The sequence below is a fragment of the [Actinomadura] parvosata subsp. kistnae genome (assembly GCF_900323885.1).
GTDB lineage: Bacteria > Actinomycetota > Actinomycetes > Streptosporangiales > Streptosporangiaceae > Nonomuraea > Nonomuraea composti.
Genome location: NZ_OOHJ01000005.1, coordinates 159127 through 176724 on the forward strand (window position 1 = coordinate 159127; position 17598 = coordinate 176724).

At 73.1% G+C, this 17598-nt stretch carries 18 protein-coding genes; 8 read left to right on the forward strand and 10 right to left on the reverse strand.

Annotated elements, in window-relative coordinates; translation table 11 throughout:
• Positions 1-2: 2 nt before the first annotated feature.
• Both KIS93_RS02095 and KIS93_RS02100 read right to left on the reverse strand, forming a co-directional pair.
• The gene (locus tag KIS93_RS02095) at positions 3-587 is read right to left on the reverse strand and encodes an ArsR/SmtB family transcription factor (protein ID WP_186403535.1); all 585 of its coding nucleotides are present in this window, start codon (positions 585-587) and stop codon (positions 3-5) included.
• Between the two features lie 31 nt (positions 588-618).
• Complete coding sequence (locus KIS93_RS02100) at positions 619-1854, reverse strand: RNA polymerase sigma factor (protein WP_080037803.1); 1236 nt, start codon at positions 1852-1854, stop codon at positions 619-621.
• 211 nt (positions 1855-2065) lie between these two features.
• Here KIS93_RS02100 and KIS93_RS02105 point away from each other — a divergent pair, with 211 nt between their 5' ends.
• Together KIS93_RS02105 and KIS93_RS02110 are read left to right on the forward strand one after the other, a co-directional pair.
• Positions 2066-2884: a nucleotidyltransferase domain-containing protein gene (locus KIS93_RS02105; RefSeq protein WP_230466075.1), complete on the forward strand. Its 819-nt coding sequence runs from the start codon at positions 2066-2068 to the stop codon at positions 2882-2884.
• Positions 2885-2954: 70 nt separating this feature from the next.
• Positions 2955-3854, forward strand: coding sequence for an ABC transporter ATP-binding protein (locus KIS93_RS02110; RefSeq protein WP_080037805.1), 900 nt, complete (start codon positions 2955-2957; stop codon positions 3852-3854).
• Between the two features lie 4 nt (positions 3855-3858).
• On the opposite strand, the gene KIS93_RS02115 is transcribed toward KIS93_RS02110, so the two are convergent.
• Positions 3859-4641 carry a TIGR04222 domain-containing membrane protein gene (locus KIS93_RS02115; RefSeq protein ID WP_186403536.1) on the reverse strand — a complete coding sequence of 261 codons (783 nt, stop codon included), beginning with the start codon at positions 4639-4641 and terminating at the stop codon, positions 3859-3861.
• A gap of 349 nt (positions 4642-4990) precedes the next feature.
• On the opposite strand from KIS93_RS02115, the gene KIS93_RS02120 reads away from it, so the two are divergent.
• Both KIS93_RS02120 and KIS93_RS02125 read left to right on the forward strand, forming a co-directional pair.
• The gene (locus KIS93_RS02120) at positions 4991-5713 is read left to right on the forward strand and encodes a hypothetical protein (RefSeq protein ID WP_080037807.1); all 723 of its coding nucleotides are present in this window, start codon (positions 4991-4993) and stop codon (positions 5711-5713) included.
• 1 nt (position 5714) lies between these two features.
• Complete coding sequence (locus KIS93_RS02125; protein WP_080037808.1) at positions 5715-7394, forward strand: outer membrane protein assembly factor BamB family protein; 1680 nt, start codon at positions 5715-5717, stop codon at positions 7392-7394.
• 103 nt (positions 7395-7497) lie between these two features.
• Here the strand turns inward: KIS93_RS02125 and KIS93_RS02130 are convergent, their stop codons facing one another.
• The 4 genes from KIS93_RS02130 to KIS93_RS02145 are packed head-to-tail and all read right to left on the reverse strand — an operon-like array spanning position 7498 to position 11478.
• Positions 7498-8436: a nitroreductase family protein gene (locus KIS93_RS02130; protein ID WP_080037809.1), complete on the reverse strand. Its 939-nt coding sequence runs from the start codon at positions 8434-8436 to the stop codon at positions 7498-7500.
• Positions 8433-9500: a hypothetical protein gene (locus KIS93_RS02135; RefSeq protein ID WP_080037810.1), complete on the reverse strand. Its 1068-nt coding sequence runs from the start codon at positions 9498-9500 to the stop codon at positions 8433-8435. The genes KIS93_RS02130 and KIS93_RS02135 overlap by 4 nt, the downstream gene beginning before the upstream one ends.
• Complete coding sequence (locus KIS93_RS02140) at positions 9497-9943, reverse strand: DUF4188 domain-containing protein (protein ID WP_080037811.1); 447 nt, start codon at positions 9941-9943, stop codon at positions 9497-9499. The genes KIS93_RS02135 and KIS93_RS02140 overlap by 4 nt, the downstream gene beginning before the upstream one ends.
• Positions 9940-11478 (reverse strand): phenylacetate--CoA ligase family protein, encoded by a 1539-nt coding sequence (locus tag KIS93_RS02145; protein ID WP_080037812.1) that lies wholly within the window; start codon positions 11476-11478, stop codon positions 9940-9942. The genes KIS93_RS02140 and KIS93_RS02145 overlap by 4 nt, the downstream gene beginning before the upstream one ends.
• A 132-nt stretch (positions 11479-11610) precedes the next feature.
• Here KIS93_RS02145 and KIS93_RS02150 point away from each other — a divergent pair, with 132 nt between their 5' ends.
• From KIS93_RS02150 to KIS93_RS02165, 4 genes are read left to right on the forward strand one after another with little or no spacing between them, the layout of a single operon-like run.
• Positions 11611-12729, forward strand: coding sequence for a winged helix DNA-binding domain-containing protein (locus tag KIS93_RS02150; RefSeq protein WP_222107178.1), 1119 nt, complete (start codon positions 11611-11613; stop codon positions 12727-12729).
• Between the two features lie 44 nt (positions 12730-12773).
• Positions 12774-13181 carry a helix-turn-helix domain-containing protein gene (locus KIS93_RS02155; RefSeq protein ID WP_080037813.1) on the forward strand — a complete coding sequence of 136 codons (408 nt, stop codon included), beginning with the start codon at positions 12774-12776 and terminating at the stop codon, positions 13179-13181.
• The gene (locus tag KIS93_RS02160) at positions 13181-14056 is read left to right on the forward strand and encodes an alpha/beta fold hydrolase (RefSeq protein ID WP_080037814.1); all 876 of its coding nucleotides are present in this window, start codon (positions 13181-13183) and stop codon (positions 14054-14056) included. The genes KIS93_RS02155 and KIS93_RS02160 overlap by 1 nt, the downstream gene beginning before the upstream one ends.
• On the forward strand, positions 14049-14390 hold the full coding sequence (locus tag KIS93_RS02165) for a DUF4180 domain-containing protein (RefSeq protein ID WP_080037815.1): 342 nt from the start codon (positions 14049-14051) through the stop codon (positions 14388-14390). The genes KIS93_RS02160 and KIS93_RS02165 overlap by 8 nt, the downstream gene beginning before the upstream one ends.
• 183 nt (positions 14391-14573) lie before the next feature.
• On the opposite strand, the gene KIS93_RS02170 is transcribed toward KIS93_RS02165, so the two are convergent.
• The 3 genes from KIS93_RS02170 to KIS93_RS02180 are packed head-to-tail and all read right to left on the reverse strand — an operon-like array spanning position 14574 to position 17540.
• Positions 14574-15197: a hypothetical protein gene (locus tag KIS93_RS02170; RefSeq protein WP_080037816.1), complete on the reverse strand. Its 624-nt coding sequence runs from the start codon at positions 15195-15197 to the stop codon at positions 14574-14576.
• Positions 15198-15237: 40 nt separating this feature from the next.
• Entirely contained in the window at positions 15238-16707 is a 1470-nt protein-coding gene (locus KIS93_RS02175; protein WP_080037817.1) for a PrsW family glutamic-type intramembrane protease, read from the reverse strand.
• A complete protein-coding gene (locus tag KIS93_RS02180; RefSeq protein WP_080037818.1) occupies positions 16704-17540 on the reverse strand; it encodes a hypothetical protein in 837 nt (278 codons plus the stop codon). Before KIS93_RS02180 ends, KIS93_RS02175 begins: the two co-directional genes overlap by 4 nt.
• Positions 17541-17598 lie beyond the last annotated feature (58 nt).

Sequence of the window (17598 nt, forward strand, 5' to 3'; positions counted from 1 at the left end):
TGCTAGCGCTCCTTCACTGAAGGATGGACCGCCACGACCAGCCGGTGGTCGCGCCCACCCTCGGCGGACTCGTCATGATATTTGCTGACCAGCGAGGTGACGCACTGTGCCAGCTCCTCGGCGAACGCCGCCCGGTCCGCCGCCGACGCGAAGCGCACCTCGCCGTCGATGGCGAACGTCGCCACCCGCTTCTGCGCCTTCGCGGAGCCGGTGATGAGGGTGCCGACATCCCGTACGAGCTGCGCGGCCAGCGCCAGCAGCCACCGGGCGGACAGGCGGTCGGGGGAGCGGGCCGGGTCGGGCTGCACGGCGGACAGCGCGGTGGGGGAGATGACGAACGAGGCCGCCGTGGCCCGCATCACGCGCTCGGTGACGTTGCCCTTCTTGCGCTCCTCGACCAGCTCGACCAGGCCGTGCCGCTCCAGCGTGCGCAGGTGGTAGTTGACCTTCTGCCGGGCCAGGCCGACCTTCGCCGCCAGCGAGGTCGCCGAGCCCGGCTCCACCAGCTCGGCCAGGAGCCTCGACCGCATGGGGTCGAGCGACGCCTCGGCGGCCGCGGCGTCCTCGATCACCGCCACTTCGTCCATGGGGGAACGATGGCACCGAAAAAAATCCTTGTCAAGACAGGCGGGATGCCCGGTCCTCCAGGTAACGCCGCTCCGGCAGGCTCGTCGTCAGCCGCGCCGCCTCCCGGTAGGCCGCCACCGCGCCCTTCGCGTCCCCGTCCATCTCCAGCAGGTGCGCCCGAACCGCCGCCAGCCGGTGATGCCCCGCCATCCGGTCATCGGCGGCCAGCTCGTCGAGCAGACTCAGCCCGGCACGCGGCCCGTGCACCATCGCCGTGGCCACCGCCTGATTCAGCCGGACGACCGGATTGTCCTCCACGCCCGCGAGCACCCCGTACAACGCCAGGATCTGCGGCCAGTCCGTCTCCGCGGCGGTCGGCGCCTCGTCGTGCACCGCCGCGATCGCCGCCTGCAACTGGTACGGCCCGACCGCCGTCGTGGACAGCGCCTTCGTCACCAGCTCCACGCCCTCCTCGATCAGCCGCCGGTCCCACAGCCCGCGATCCTGCTCCGCCAGCGGGATCAGCCGCCCCTCGCCGTCGGTACGGGCGGGCCGGCGCGCCTCGGTGAGCAGCATGAGCGCCAGCAGCCCCATGATCTCCCCGTCGTCGGGCAGCAGCCGCGACACCGCCCTGGTCAGCCGGATCGCCTCCCCCGTCAGCTCCGCCCGGTGCAGCTCGGGCCCCGAGGTGGCGGTGTACCCCTCGTTGAAGATCAGATACAGCACGTGCAGCACGACCCGCAGCCGATCCTCCCGCTCGCCCTCCGGCGGCAGCCTGAACTCCGCCCCGCTGGCCTTGATCCGCTGCTTGGCCCGGCTGATCCGCTGCCCCATCGTCGCCTCGGGCACCAGGAACGCGCTCGCGATCTGCGCCGTCGTCAGCCCGCCCACGGCCCGCAACGTCAGCGCGAGCTGCGACGCCTCCGACAACGACGGATGGCAGCACAGGAACAGCAACGTCAGCGTGTCATCCCGATCCCCGGCCCGATCCTCACCCGGCGCCGGAACCACCAGCTCGTCGGCCGCCGCGCTCACCGCCACGCTCTCCTCGCGGCGCCGGCGCGCGTGCTCACTGCGTACATGATCGATGACCCGCCGCGCCGCCACGGTCACCAGCCAGCCGCGCGGGTTGTCCGGCACGCCGTCCCGCGGCCACTGCACGGAGGCGTCGAGCAGCGCCTCCTGCACGGCGTCCTCGCACATGTCGAACTGCTCGTAACGCCGTACGAGCGTGCCGAGCACCTGCGGCGCCAGCTCCCGCAACAGCCCCTCCACGCTGACCGGCATCAGCCCGCCACCTCGTCGAGGACCGTCGTGGGGATGGCGCGGATCAGCAGCATGTACGTCACGCCCCACATCCTAGGGGTGCACCGATCCGGATATGAGGGAAATACCAGCTCAGCGGCCCAGTCCGAGGGATAACGGGGCAGGGCGGGTCGAGGCGGGGGCCGGCGGTGCCGGGAGGGTCGGGCGTGCGCGCGGTCGTAGGCTTCGTACCGTGCGAACTCCCGATCTTCACGCCATCGCCGCCCGGCTGGCCGCCGTGCCCGGGGTGGTGGCCGTCGCCCTCGGCGGCAGCCGGGCCCGCGGCACCCACCGTCCCGACAGCGACATCGACCTCGGCCTCTACTACCGGGGCGACCTCGACGTCGCCGGGCTGCGCGCGCTCGCCCGGGAGGTGACGGGCGAGGAAACGGACGTCACCGAGCCCGGCGGCTGGGGCCCGTGGGTGGACGGTGGCGGCTGGCTCACGATCGACGGATGGCGGGTGGACTGGATCTACCGCGACCTCGACCGCGTGCACCGCGTCTGGCACGACTGCCGGGCCGGCCGCTACGAGATCGGCGTCCAGGCCGGCCACCCGCTGGGCTTCTACTCCCACGCCTACGCCGGGGAGGTGGCGTTGTGCCAGGTGCTCGCCGACCCGGCGGGCGAGCTCACCGCGTTGCGCGAGGCGACCGCCCAGTACCCGCCGGCGCTGCGGGACGCGCTGGTCGCGGGCTTGTGGGAGTCCGACTTCGCCCTGACGACGGCCCGGTACGGCGCCGCCGGGAACGATCCGGTGTACGTGGCCGGGGCGCTGTTCCGGGCGATCGGCGTGGCCTGCCACGCGCTGCACGCCGCCGACGGGGCCTGGCTGATCAACGAGAAGGGCATGGTGGCCGCCGCCGGCCGGTTGCCGTCGGCGCCGGAGACGTTCGGGGAGCGGGCGCAGGCGCTGCTGGCGGGCGTCGGGAGCGCGCCCGAGGAGATCACCCGCACCATCGACACCGCCGCCGAGCTGCTCGCCGAGGTACGCACCGCCTGCGGTGCCTGAGCCCGTCGCCTCGGAGGCGCTTCCTTGCCGGGGAGACATCAGATGTCTGAGGACCTGATAAGTTGGGCGCATGACCGTTGTCTCGCGCCCCGCCGACAGCGGCCCCGTGCTGCGGGCCGAAGCCGTCGAGCTCATCCGTGACGGACGCCACCTCCTCCAGGACATCTCGCTCACCGTACGCCCCGGCGAGCACTGGGCCCTGCTCGGGGCGAACGGCGCCGGCAAGAGCACGCTGCTCAGCCTGCTCGGCGCCGTGACGCATCCCAGCCGGGGCACGGTGGAGGTGCTGGGGCGCACGATGGGCCGGGTGGACGTCCGGGAGCTGCGGTCGTACCTGGGGCACGTCAACCCGCGCCACACCCCCGACGGGCCGCTGCGCGTCAGGGACGTCGTGCTGACCGGGCTCACCAACACCGCCGCGCCCGTGCCCCGATGGGCGCCCACCGAGCAGGAGGCCGAGCGGGCCGACGGGCTGATCGCCATGCTCGGCATGAGCCACCGGGCGCAGGCCACGTGGCCCACGCTGTCGCAGGGCGAGCGCGGCAGGGCCCTCATCGCCCGCGCGCTCATGCCGCAGCCCCGGCTGCTCCTGCTCGACGAGCCGGCGACCGGGCTCGACCTGGCCGCCCGCGAGCAGCTGCTGGCCAGCATCGACGCGCTGCGCGCCCGCCACTCCTCGCTGGCCACCGTGCTCGTCACCCACCACCTGGAGGAGCTGCCCGCCACCACCACGCACGCCATGCTGCTGCGCGACGGCCGGTGCCTGGCGGCGGGGCCGGTCGCGCAGGTGCTGACCAGCGAGCTGATCAGCACCTGCTTCGATCATCCGGTACGCCTTGTGCGCAGCGACGACGGCCGCTGGGCGGCCCGCGCCGAACGCGTGCCCGTCACGATGCCCGGCGACCACATCCCCGGCACGAGCACGCCCGGCGACCGCGTTTCCGAGGAACACGAGACCGTCTCCGTGTGAGCCGTCAGCTGCCGCCCTGGCCAGGGCCCAGGCGGTAGATGGCCGCGAGCAGGAGGGGGTCGCGTAACTCCGCCAGGCCGTACAGCGCGATGGAGACGGCCAGGCTCCCAGTAGCGGCGCCGCGCGGATGCGCCGCCCGCGCCCGCGCCAGCTCCTGCCGCGCCCACGCGGTGGTGACCCGCGACACGCCGCCCCACCACCGCAGCTCGCTCTGGGCGGCCACGCGCGTGAACGTCAGCACGGCCAGCCCCAGCACCGGGATCCAGTACGTGCGCTGCACGAACATCGCGGCCACCTCCAGCAGGGCGCAGACCAGGGCGGCCGTCCGCAGCCGGCGCAGCCACAGGAGCAGGTCGGTGACGAAGCCGGGGCCGAGGGGCACCAGCAGCCCGAGACGGGTCAGGCCGTCCTCCAGCTCGGCCAGCACCGGGCTGCGGCGCAGCTCGCGCTTGATCTCGTACAGGTACGAGCCGCGCCGCCCCCTCACGAACGACAGCACCGCCCGCTCCACCGGATGCCGCGCGCCCGACAGCGGCGACGCCGCCCGTTGCGCGTGACCGCCGCGCGAGAGGCGGATCGTGCCGCTGCCGGCGAGCACGGCCACGGCCAGCTCCGCCACCCGCCCCGCGCCGCCCGCCAGGCACGCCAGCTCGTACGGGCTGAGCGGCGGCCCGTCGCGGGGCGGCACCTCGTCGTCCCAGGTGCCGCGCTCGCGCCCCAGGTCGTGGACGGTGACGGCGGTGAACAGGGCCACGATGCCGGACAGGAGCAGCAAGGCGACGTCCAAGCCCACCTCCTGGAACAGGGCGGGGCCGGGCCACCGGCACCGGTACGCGGAGCGGCCGGCCACTCGCACTTTACAGCCGGTGTTCCCGCTCCTTGACTCTCCTTGTCGCCACACTGTTCCGCTGGGCCATCGGGGCGGCGGGCGTGATGATGGGGCGGGGAGGAGATGCCCGTGCCGCGATCGCGACGCTCCAAACGCTCAGCCGCCCCGCCGGCCACCACCCGCCCGGCCCCACCGCACCCGCCCGCCCGCCGAGTCCGCTCAACCCTCCCGGCCCTCCGAGTCCGTGCAGGACAGTGCGCGGCGTGGGCGGGGGCTGGTGGTGTGGGGGTCTGGGATTGTCAGTGCGGTGCTCGTGGCGGCGGGTGGGGTCGTGTTCAGCGGGTGGTTCACCTCGCTCGGCACCGGTGTCTTCGACGGTCTCGGCAGCCGGGAGCCGCTCACGGTCGCGTACGTGTCGATCGACGACGACGGCCCCGATCTGGCCCTGCGCGAGCGCGTCACCGCCCCGCACGACCGGGCGATCCTGCTGGGCAGGCCGGATGCCGCGCAGGAGGAGTCGTTCATGGAGCGCTACCGCGCGGCCCGTGTCGGCAGCATGGTGGTCGTCGCCGTGCTGAGCGGGAACCGGGCGGGGCTGCGGATCGCCGACGTCAGGCCGCGCGTGCTCAAGCGTGAGCCGGTGTCCGACGGTGCGCTGCTGCGGGTGACCCACGCGGGTGAGGCGGGCACGATCGAGGTGGCGGCCGATCTCGACGAGCGGGTTCCCCGGTTCGTGCCGGTCAAGGGGCGTAAGACGCCGTACTTCCAGGTCAAGCAGATCGACCTGGTGCGGGACGAGCGGGTGACGCTGGCCATGACGCTCACCGCGTGTGAGGCGTTCTACGAGTTCGAGTTCGTGGCGACGGTGGTCAGTGGCGGGCGTACCGAGCAGGTGGTGATCCGCAGGCCGGGCGGGCTGCCGTTCCGGCTGACCGGGCCCGCGCGGAAGTACCGCAGCGTCTACGGCGAGAACCCGCTGGGCGGCTGGCGGCCCACCTCGCCGCCGGCGCCCGCGAAGCGGGGGTGCTGACATGCGGTCGCGCCCGCGAAGCGGCGGTGGCGGGGACGGGCGGCGCGCCGCGCTCCTGCCGCTGTGCGTGCTCATGCTGGTGACGGGGATGATCGTGCTGTCCGACGCCCCCTCGATGACACGACAGGCTGTGGCGTGGCGGAAGGTCTGGTCGCGGTCGTTGGACGAGCGGACGTTCGGGCCGGCCGGGTTCGGCGCCGGCTACGTGCTCGGATTGTCCGAGCGGGCCGTCGCCGTGGCTCGGGGTCCGGGCCCGATCTTCGTGCTCGATCCGGCCACCGGAAGGGTGCGAGTCACGATCCAGGAGGACGCGCGGGCAGGGGAGGCGGACCGGATCTGGGAAGCCGGCGGGACGCTCGTCGTGCTCCGGAAGGCTGCGGCGGAGGCCGGCCTGCTGAGCGGCTATGACCTGGTCACGGGCGCCAGGTCATGGGGCCCGCGGCCGGGCGGCGAGGTGGTGGTGAGCCGGCGGGCCGTCATGGTCGTGACGGCGTCCGAGGTCACGCTGCTGGACGCCAGGACGGGGGCGGCGATCGCGGCCAGACCTCTCGAACGCGGCTGCACCGCGACGGCGGCCGCCGCCGATGAGCGGGTGGCCGTGCTGGACGTGTGCGCAGGCCGGAGCGTACAGATCAGGGCCATGGACCCGGCGACCGGCCGGCCGCGCTGGAGCCGGGAGTTGCCCTACCCGCGCGCGCAGGAGTGGCCGCCGGGAGACGAGGAGCGCGCCCCGGGCGCTTCCGTGGCGGTCGCGGCGGACGGGACCGTCCTCGCCTGTCTCGGCGACGCGGTCCGCCTGTTCACGCGGGACGGCGCCCGGCTGCCCGGCACGCTCGACTGGCCGTGCTCCTACGGGCAGACGATCGTCACGAGCGCGGGCGTGCCGGTCGTCGCCACGACGCGGGGCAGCTTCGGTCCGTACGAGCTGCGCGGCCTCGATCCGGGCACCGGTGACGTCCGGTGGACCGGTGAGACGGCGAACACGGCCGCGCTGCTCGCCATCGGAAGCCAGGTCGTGCGGGTGCCCGGCTACAGCGACAGCCCCCTGAGCTATGCCGAGCCGTGGCCGCTGGTCGCCCACCTTCAGACGGTGGACGCGCTCACCGGCCGGACGACCCGGCTCCCGCTGGACGCGACGGCCAGTGCCACGATCGTCGAAGGGCAGGCGGGAGGGCTGGTCATCACGCGCACCCCGTCCGTGGACGGCGCGCCCACCGTCATCTCGGCCTACCACCTGGTACGCGCTTCCCGCGCGCCGCCGGGCGGCGTTCCCCTGGCGGGCTGGCCGGACGCCTGTGCCCTGCTCGCCGACCGTGACCTCCGCCTGCTGGGCGACGGATACCTGACGTCGCCACACCCGCGCCCCCCGGTGCCCCGTCCCGTCTCCTGCGACTGGATCCCCCCGGCGGACGACGGCGACGTGGTCTCCGTGACGATCGGCTGGGCAGCGGCGTCCGAGGCCGAGGCCCGGCGGACGGCCGAGGAGGAGGTCCGCTACGGGCTCGACCGGACCATTGGCACGGAGCCGGGCATCTGGTATCGGGAGATGGACCATCCCGCCGGCACGGGTCATGCGGCCATCGTCAGCGCGGGCCCGTTCGTCGTCACGCTCCACGCCTCCACCGCGCAGGCGGTGCGGCTGCTGGCGCCCAGGTTGCGCGACCACCTGCGGGCTGGATGAGCGGCCGACGACGGGTCGGCTTCGCGCTCACGACCGGGCAGGCGCCTTGTGGGTCGGCTTCGCGCTCACGACCGGGCAGGCGCCTCGCGGGTCGGCTTCGTGCTCACGACCGGGCAGGCGTCTCGTGGTCGGTGAGCCGGGCCGACGGGGTGGCGGGCGCCCGGGGCCGGCCCACCCGGGCGACGTGCAGGAGCGTGCGCGGGTCGGCCACGCCGAGGCGCCGTGCCAGCTCCTGGCGGGTGGCCGGGCAGTCGATGATCTGGCTCAGCGGGTGCGTGGTGTATCCGAGGTTCGACAGCGTCAGCCAGTGCCGCATCAGCAGCCGCCCCATCTCGACCTCCTCCTCCACCGGCCCGACCAGGACGAGGACGTCCCCGTCGTAGTCGAGCAGCCCTCTCGACGCCCCGGCCAGCGCCCGGGGAAGCCCCAGCCGCCGCAGCGCCGGGTAGAGAGCGAGCGAGGCCCGCAGGCCGAGCGCCTCCAGCCGGGTGAGTGCCAGTGCCCGGTCGCTGAGGCCGTCGAGGAAGTAGCGGCGGTGCCGCCGGGTCAGCCGCAGCCAGGCGCGCAGCTCCCGCGTCACCTCCCCGTCCCCGAACTGGTGCAGGTCCGCGGCGTGCAGCAGGTCCGCCAGGTCGCGGCAGGGCAGCCGGCGCGTCCCCTCCAGCGCGCCGGCCACGTCGTCCGGCAGCCGCCCGGCGTGGTACTCGCCGCGGTTGGCGCCGCGGGCCCGCACGTCCGCCGTGGTGAAGGGCGTCTGGTACGGCCGTTCCGCCCCGTACAGGAAGCCCACCCGCAGCGGCCCCGGGTCGGGGCGGTAGGCGACGGGCAGGCCCGCGTCGGCGCAGACGATCAGGCAGCACTCGATGAACGCCCCCAGGCTGAGCCGCAGGTCGCGGCCCGTCGGGTCGCTGATGGGCAGCGCCCTGGCCGGGTCCCAGCCGACGGCCGCCTGCCCGTCGCCGTAGGTCAGCGTCCACGGCTGGGTGTTGTGCGCGCTGGGGGCGCGCCAGAAGTCGGGCTCCAGTGCCCGGAGCTGTCTCACGGGAGGTCCTTGTCGTAGAAGGTGTAGCCGTGCAGGGGCCGCCCGCCCATCGCGAGGTACTGCGCGGCCGAGCCGGGGTTGTCGCGCTCCACGTACGTGCTGCGCAGCGTGTGGTAGCCGCCGCGCCGCAGCCCTTCGTGCAGCTCCCGTGACAGCAGCCGCATGTAGCCGTGCCCCTGCTCGCCGGGGACGGTGCCCTTGACGATGAGCACGGCCTCGCGGCGGTAGCGGGAGCGGGTGGCGAGCAGCCGGAGCTGGTGGAAAAAGTGCAGGTTCCCACGAATTTTCGCGATAAATCGCGAAATGTCGGGGAGGCACAGCACGAACGCCACCGGCCGCCCCGCCTTCGTCAGGTACAGCAGCAGCGCCTCGTCCAGCAGGTACGCCAGCCCGTCCGTCTGCTCGGCGAGCTGCCCGGCCGAGATCTCGGTGTAGTAGCCGAGCTGGGCGAAGCTGGCGTTCAGCATCTCCCGCAGGATCGGCAGCTGCTCGCGCACCCGCCGCCGATCCCCCCGGTGCACCCGCAGCTCCTCGGCCTCCATGCGGGCGTCGTCGAAGGCGAACACCGGCTCCGGCGGCACCGGGCAGATCCACGTGTCGGACTCGAACCGCCGTCCGAACCCGTACGCCTCGTAGGCGGCCGGATAGTACGGCCGGTTCCAGGCGCTGTCGATGAACCCCCGCTCACCGAACCCCGAGGTGATCACCCCGCCCGCCTGGTTCGGCAGCAGCGACACCGGCCCGAACACCGCCTTCCTGCCCGCCGCCGCCCCCGCCGCGCAGATCCCGTCGAACAGCTCCTCCGCCGCCTCCTCGGCGAACTCGGTCAGCCCGAACAACTGCGTCTCCCGCCCCAGCCGGGCATCCAGCGCGGCGTCGGTGTGCAGCGTCGTCCGCGCGACCACCCGCCCGCCCCGCCGCAGCAGGAACAGGCGAACGCCGCGCCGGTGCCACCCGCGCACGGTGGCGCGCAACGGCGGGACGAACCGCTCCTCGCCCGCGTACAGCTCGTCGGTGAAGGTGAGGAAGTCGCGCAGGTCCCGCCGGGACTCGACGGGGATCATGGGCGCCGCACCGCGGGGCCGCCGCCCGGCTCGGTGGACAGCGGCGTGAACGTCTCGATGTGCGCCATCTCGCCGCCCTCGGCCCGCCAGATCCCGTTGCTGTAGCCCTCGGGCTCGGCGTTGTAGAGCCGGATGTAGCCGCCGGTCGCGTTCTTCGTGCCGTCCGTCACCCACCGCATGAGCCTGCGGTGGTGCCGGGTGCGGGCGAAGCGCAGCAGCGCGTCGCGGTCCTCGAAGAAGGCCAGCGTGCCCAGCGTGTACGGGAACTCCCAGTAGATCTTGTGCCAGCGGTAGCCGCGCATGCGCTTCATGTCGCGCACCATCCGGAACCACGTCAGCGTGAGCGTCAGGATCGACAGCGGCCCCCGGTAGCGGGTCGCCCCGACGAACATCGCCGTCGCCTGCCCCTGCGGCGGTGTCCTGCTGAAATCGGTGGTCCTCATGCGTCCTTCACCAGATAGACGTTCTTCATCTTCGTCAGCCCCGCGAACGGCCCCTCGCCCGGCCCGAACACCCTGATCCGCAGGTCGGCGGCCGTCGGGTCCTCCTTCAGCGACTCGGCGAAGTCGCGCGAGACCGCGCTCAGGTGCGCCACGACGCCCTTGCGGCAGATCTCGGCCAGCGCCCGCTCGTCCACCTCGCCGCGTACCTCCAGGTTGATCACCGGCCGGTACTCCAGGCCGGGCAGCTCCTCCAGCGACAGGCAGAAGCGGTGGATCGCGGCGGCGTACGGGTTGCCCTGGTAGAGGCCGTACTCGACGTCCTGCGGGTAGAGGTTCGCCCCCATGTAGGAGATCGTCGAGTCCTTGCGGCCGAACAGGAACAGCAGCGGCAGGTTCATCCGCTCGTCGGTCCACATGCGCGCGTACTCGTCGTCGCCGAGGGCCCGCCGCACGTCGGCGAGCGTCCGCAGCCGCGCCTCGTCGCCGACGTTGTAGCGCAGCTTGGGCTGCAGGCAGCTCTTGGTGTTGATCGTGCACAGCAGCTCGCCGTCGGCGTTCACCTCCAGGAACGTCTCCAGCGGGTTGTAGTGGAAGATCATCGGCAGCCGCTGCTCGCCCGGCCCGAGCAGCAGGTCGCGCAGCCGCTGGTCGGTGGCCAGGCGCTTGCGCAGCCGTACGCTGAAGCCGCTCTCCGCCCCCATCCCGATCGTCAGGTCGCTGGCGCCGTAACCCGAGCGGACCTCCTCGAAGCGCTCCTCCAGGTAGTCGCGCAGCGCCTCCGTCATGCCCTCGCCGCCGACCATGCCCCGGATGCGGTACTCCCGCCACGGGAAGCCCGCCTCGTCGAGGCGGTCGCGCAGATGCTTCAGGAACGGCGGGTACGCCGCCACCACGTAGTCGTAGCCGGGCCCGAAGTGCTCCAGCGTGTCGGCGATCTTGTCCAGGTCGGGGCCGGTGTTCTTGACCATCGCGATGCGGGCCATGGCGGCGCCGGTGGTCGTGCCGGTGGCCCAGGCCCCCATCGAGTACGCGTTGATCACGAACAGCCGCTTCCCCGGGAAGACCAGCTCGATGTAGCCGGCGGCGTTGCGGTAGATGCCCTTCAGCTCGCGCGGCCCGCGCACCCAGTTGTACGGCTTGCCGCTCGACCCCGACGACTCGTCCACGATCACGCCGGGACGGTGCAGCCGGCCCTCCTGGCAGCGGCTGGCCTCGTCGTAGGCGCCGGCGTAGTTCTGCTTCGTCGTCTCGGGGAAGTCGGCCAGCCCGCGCGCCCGCTCGGCGCCGTGCGCGCGCAGGAAGTGGCGGTAGGCGGGCACGTCCACCGCCGCGAACTGGCAGGCCACCCGGGCGTGGCGGGCCGCCACCCAGTCGAGCGCGGGATGGTAGCCACGGGCGACCATCCGCCAGATGGCGGGATGCAGGGCGCCCAGCCGGTACGCGCCGGTGAGGGTCCAGGAGTAGGCCTGGAGCCGGGCTCGTCGCCAGCGCTGGCGGGGGGTGAGCGGCCCAAGAGCAGGGCTGAGGCGGATCATGACCCGTGAGACTAGTGGGATCGACTGAAAAATCACTTGTCGTCCACTTTCACGGTGGGATCCTTCGAGGAAAGAACCTTTCCGCATTGCCTTCTACCGTGGTTGTCGTCGGACGGAAGAAAGGCACCACCCGTGATCGAACTGTCGTGGCCCCAGGTCAGCGCGCGGCGGCTGCAGCGCGCCGGGCTCCTCACCGCGCAGGGCGGCGGCCCGGAGGAGACCGTCGCCGCCATGTGCGGCGCGCACGCCCAGGTCATGTCCGCCGCCGAGCTGTCGGTCGGGCTGCGCCTCAACGGCTTCACCCGGGCCCACGTCCGGGAGGCGCTGTGGAAGGAGCGCGGCCTGGTCAAGACGCACGGGCCGCGCGGCACCGTCCACCTGCTGCCCGCCCGCGACCTGCCCAACTGGGTGAACGCCCTGTCGTCGATCCCCGTCAAGCCCGGTCCCGCGTACATGCGGATGACCGACGAGCAGACCGACCAGGTGGTGGCCGCCGTCCGCGACGCGCTCAAGGGCGCCGAGCTGACGATGGACGAGCTGAGCGAGGCGGTCGTCGCCGCCACCGGGCCGTGGGCGGGCGACCTCGTCATGCCCGCGTTCCAGACGTACTGGCCGCGGTGGCGGCAGGTCATGCACCTGGCGGCGCACCGGGGCGCGTTCGTGTTCGGCGCGGGCCGCGGGCGCAAGGTCACCTACACCGCCGCCCCCGACGCGCCCCCGGCCACCGGCGGCCCCGCCTGGCTCGCCAGAAGCTTTCTGTGGGCGTACGGGCCCGCCACACCCGCCGAGTTCGCCCAGTGGGCGGGCGGCCCCGTCGGCTGGGCGAACGCGGCGTTCCAGGGCGTCGAGCTGGAGGAGGTGCGGCTGGCGGGCCGGCGCGCCTTCGTGCTCGCGGGCGACACCGCGATGCCCGCCGAGCCGCCCAGAGGCGTGCGGCTCCTGCCGTACTTCGACGCTTACGTGGTCGCCGGCCGGCCCCGCGAGCTCCTGTACGCCGGGGACGCGGCCCGGCGGGCGCTGGCCGGCGGTCAGGCGGGCAACTTCCCCGTGCTGCTCGTCGACGGGAACGTGGCCGGCGTCTGGCACCAGCGGCGCTCCGGCAGCCGGATCGACATCACGGTGGAGCCGCTGCGCGACCTCACGCGGGCTCAGGAGGAGGAGCTGCAGGAGCAGGTGCTGCGGGTGGGCCAGGTGCTGGAAGGCCGCCCGCGCCTCACCATCGGCCCCGTCACCGTCGGGCCGCACGCCTGAACCTTCCCTATCGCTCCCTTTCATCGGGCATAATAGGGAGCGTTATGGAGCATTACACCGTGGAGCAGGTGGCGGAACTGCTCGGGCTGCACGTCAAGACCGTGCGCAACTACGTACGGGACGGGCGGCTGCCCGCCGTACGGATCGGCAAGCAGTACCGCATCACGAAACAGGACCTCGCTTCCTTCACCGGCCTGCCCGTCGCCGCCGCGCCCGCCACCCGGCCCCGGCACGCCGAGGTGTCGAGCATCGTCCAGATCGACGGCATCGGCCGGGGCGACATGGACCGCGTCAGCACCATGGTCACCGGGGCTCTGGGAGGCGAGCCGCACGGTGTGCGCGTGCAGTTCGTCTACGACGAGGAACGCGAACACCTGAAGATCATCGTGCTGGGCGGGCTGGAGACCAGTGCCCAGGTGCTGCGCCTCATCGACGCACTGGTACGGGCCTGATGGGCGGCGTCTACTCCGCGCCGGAAGGCAGGCAGGCCGTCGAGCACCGCTACCGGGAACTGCTCGGGCACTGGCCGGTGCCGCACGAGCAGGTGCGCGTGCCGACCGCGCTGGGGGAGACGTTCGCCGTGACGTGCGGGCCGTCCGGGGCGCCGCCGCTGCTGCTCCTGCACGGCTCGGCCGCCAACAGCGCCATGTGGCTGGGCGACGTCGCCACCTGGGCGCGCCGCTTCCGCGTCCACGCGGTGGACCTCCTCGGCGAGCCGGGTCTGAGCGCGCTATCCCGCCCGCCCCTCCACCCGGACATCCACGCGGGCTGGCTCGACGAGGTGCTGACCGGGCTCGGCGTGCAGCGCACCTCCATCGCCGCCGTGTCGCTCGGCGGCTGGATCGCCCTCGCCTACGCCACCCAGCGGCCCGAGCGGGTCGAACGGCTCGTCCTCATGTGCCCGAGCGGCATCGGCAGGCAACGCGTCCTGCCCCTGCTGCGGGCACTCCCGCTGGCGGCGCTGGGCGGCGAGGCAGGCCGCCGCCGCACCCTGCACCTGCTCCTCGGCCCCCACGCCGCCACGCTTGGGGAGACCGCCGGCGGGCTGGGCGGTGAGCTGGGGGCGTTCGTGTTGCTGGTGCATCGGCACTTTCGGCCGCGCCGGGGCAAGGTGCCCCTCTTCGCCGACGAGGAGCTGCGCCGACTGGCCATGCCGGTGCTGGTCATCGCCGGCGAGCGCGACAGCCTGCTCGACTCCCGCGACACCGGGCGCCGCCTGGCCCGCACCGTGCCCGGGGCCGACGTGCGCGTCCTGCCCCGCACCGGGCACCTCCTGCCCCCGCAAACCCAAGAGATCATGACCTTCCTGGAGGACCCCCATGCCTGACGGCTACCACTACGCGGACGGCGAGCCCCTGAAGAACACCGCCGACGTGCTCGACCTCATCGGCGACGCCTGGGGCAGCGGGGCCCGCTGGGTGGCCGTGCCGATCGAGCGGCTGCCCGCCGACTTCTTCAAGCTGAGCACCGGCGTGGCCGGCGAGATCACGCAGAAGTTCGCCAACTACCGGATCGGCCTCGCCATCGTGGGCGACACCACCCGGCACGCCGCCGCCAGCGACGCGGTGCGCGCCTGGATGATCGAGGCCAACCGGGGCGAGCACCTGTGGTTCGTACGCGACGAGGCCGAGCTGGCGACCCGCCTGGCAGCCCGCCAGTGATCTTCTCGCGGAGGCTCAGCCCTTCACCCCCGTGCGCCCGTCCTCGCAGAGAGGTCCTTCGCCGCCGTGCGCCCGGTGACGCCCGTCGGAGGGGCGGCTCTTAGCCCCGTACGCCCGGTGACGCCCGCCCTCGCGGAGGGACGGCCCGTCGCAGGCGTGCGGCTGGCCGGTGAGCTCCGGTCGTCAGTCGAGCGGCCACACCTTGCGGCCCTTGGTGAGGATCCGGCCCATGACCGAGCGGGCCTGGACGAGCTTGCCCGCGACGTCACCGAGCACGGTGTTACGGCGGCCGACCTGGACGACGTTCTCGCCCTCAGCGATGTCGCCGACCACGTCGTTGCGGTAGCCGATCTGGACCACATACTGGGCCTTCCCGATGAAGGTGGCGTTGTCCACCATCACCGCCGTGCCGGACACCTGGCCCACCAGGGTGCCGCCCCGGATGACGACGTCGCCGTCCACGTCGCCGACCCTGACCTCGCCCGGGCCGACGACCTCGGTCTTCGCCTGCCCCACGGGCGCGACCGGTGCGGCGCCGGCGCTGTGCAGGCGCCAGGCGTAGAAGCCGGTGGCGGTCAGGCCGAGGGCGCAGGCGAGAGCGGCGGCGGCCGCGGGGACGGACTGGTCGCAGTTCAGTGCGGGGAACTTCTTCTCGGGCTCAGCGGGAGCCGGGTCGGCCTGGCGCTGCTCGTACGTGATGCTGCCGCAGCCGGCCGCCGCCGGTGAGGCGCCCAGCAGCAGGACCCACGCCGCTGCCATGGCGGTGAGCAGGCATCGCGCCAGCAGCCGCGGCGCGCACTCGTTCATCGGCAAGTCCTTCGGGCCTGGAGGTCGGTGGTGGAGGCGCTCACGGGCCGGCTCCGGCGAGGGCGGCCCTGACCGCCTGGACGCGGGCTCGTGACGTCGCCTCGTCCGGCGCGAGCGGGTCGGCTTCGCCGCGCAGCCGGTGCCAGTGGTCGGTGGCGAGGTCGAGCTGGGCCGCGTGCAGGCGGGCCAGACGGCGGTAGGCGGCGATGCCGTGGCGCGGGCTGCCGGCGGCGCGCAGGGCGTCCACCTTGAGCCGGAAGCGCCGGGCGGGGGAGAGCAGCACGGCCGCCTCCGGCTCGGTGATCGCGGCGCGGGCGGCGTCCGGCAGGTTGGCCAGCGCCACTCGCAGGCCGCCCTCCTGGCTGCGCAGCCCGCGGCGCAGCAGCAGCACGTACAGGACCACCAGCGGGCCCTGGAACAGCAGGAACTGGGCGGGCGTCAGCACCAGGGCGTGCACGGTGTCGTTGACGGTGAACCACTTGTGGGACTCTTTGCCGACGTAGTCGAGCATGCTGTTGTTGCAGAAGTGCGCGCCGGCCGCCACGCAGAAGCCGAGGGCGATCGTGGTGACCTGCTGCGAGCGGCTGTGCAGCTGGCGGGCGATGCCGAAGCCGGCGCCGACGACGGCGGTGAACGCGGTGTGCGCGGCCATGAGCCCGGCCACCTGCCGGCCCCAGAAGTGGAAGCCCGCGCTCGCGCCGTCGAAGTACGCCATGTAGGTGAGGCTCTCGCCGAAGTTGAAGCCGAGACCGACGGCGGCGCCGAGCACGATGCCGGAGACGACGGAGTCGACGTGCCGCCGGTACAGCAGGAAGAGGATCGCGACCCCCGCTCCCTTGCCGAGCTCCTCGAAGAACCCGGAGATCATCGGCAGGCCGATGTTCTTCAGGTACGTGACGTCCAGGACGTTGTCGGGGAGCGGGAAGTGCAGGAGGGAGAAGTCCGACCACCACTCGTTCATCGTCGCGCCGAACCCGCCGGCGACGATCGCCCCCCATCCCGCGCCGCCCAGCAGCAGGGGCACCGGCATCCGGCGGAAACGCTGCGCGCAGTGCACGAGCCCCAGCGCGTAGACGGTCGTGGGCACGCACACCAGGAAGGCCGTCGCCCAGGCCCCCGGCCACATGATCAGGTCGACGATGAGCGGGGACTTCAGGGCCGGCACCGCCAGCAGCACCGCGAGGAGTGCCCGACGGTAGCGCCGAGCCAGCACCGCACGACGGTCCGCCGGGACCTGCCGGCGCTTCGCGTACCGCAAGTGCCCCCATGCCACGGCGGACAGGACCGCGAGCAGCGCCCACCCGGGCGGGTACGGCCAGTGCACGTACAGGCCGGCCAGCGTCACCAGCTCCTCCAGCCCCGGGATGTCCAGGGCCGTCATGTCCACCTGCCGGGGCCGGACCAGGCTGATCACCATGGTCAGCGCGACCACCATGTGCAGCGACACGAGGACGAGCAGCGCCGCGCGCTGACGCCGGCAGGCCGGCAGAAGGCGGGGGTCCTCGGTCATGCGTTACCTGCCGGAGGCGGGGGTGGCGGCGCGGGCGCGGACGGCTGGCCAGGGAGGCGCGGCAGATCCTCCACGGTCGTGTGCCGGTCGATCACACAGCTCACGGCCAGCCCGAGCGTGAGCAGGCCGCCGGCGGTCATCGACGCGAACGTCCGGAAGAAGCGCAGGTGCGGCCGGGCTTCGAACCCGGCGGGCTCTTTGATGTGCGTGGGTGCGGGCGGGCCGGCGGTGTGCGGGCGTCGATCGCGCCTGAGCCTCTCCGGCCTGTTCGTGTAGATGAAGACGCCGGCCGCCACGATGACGAGGGCCATCATGAGGCGCTGGATCACCGCCACGAGGGTGTCGTGGCTCTCGCCGCCGGCCGGGGCGCGGCCCGGCTGCATGAAGAACTCGCCGACAGGCTCGGTGTCGCTGACCCGGCAAGGTCCGGCGGAAGGGACGGAGATGGCCAGGTTCGTGGCGTGGAGTTGATACATGCCCGGAGCGGCTTTCCCGGGGTCCAGCGTTCCGTGGCCGGTCATGAAAATGCGATCGCCCGCCGCCGTCCCGCTGAGAGGGACCGTTATTTCCGGTTTTTCGCCGGGCTGCAGAAACAATGTCACGTTGCCGGTGACCTGAGTGGGTATGCCGTGAATTTCCCCGCCGGGAAAAGTCTGCCGCGCGGCGGGGACGTTGCTGATGTCGAGCCGCACATGAAACCGGGCCGCGCCGGGCGAATCCGCCATGACGACCGATGGCGACTGGACGGTCAGCTCTCCCGTGGCCCCTCTGTCGCAGGTCACCAGGGCGCTGGGTGCCTGGAAGGTGGCGAAGATTCCCAGGACGCCGATCACAAATGGGGCGTATCCCATGAATACACCTCCCGGAAGTGCTCGGCGGCGGGGGCTGCTA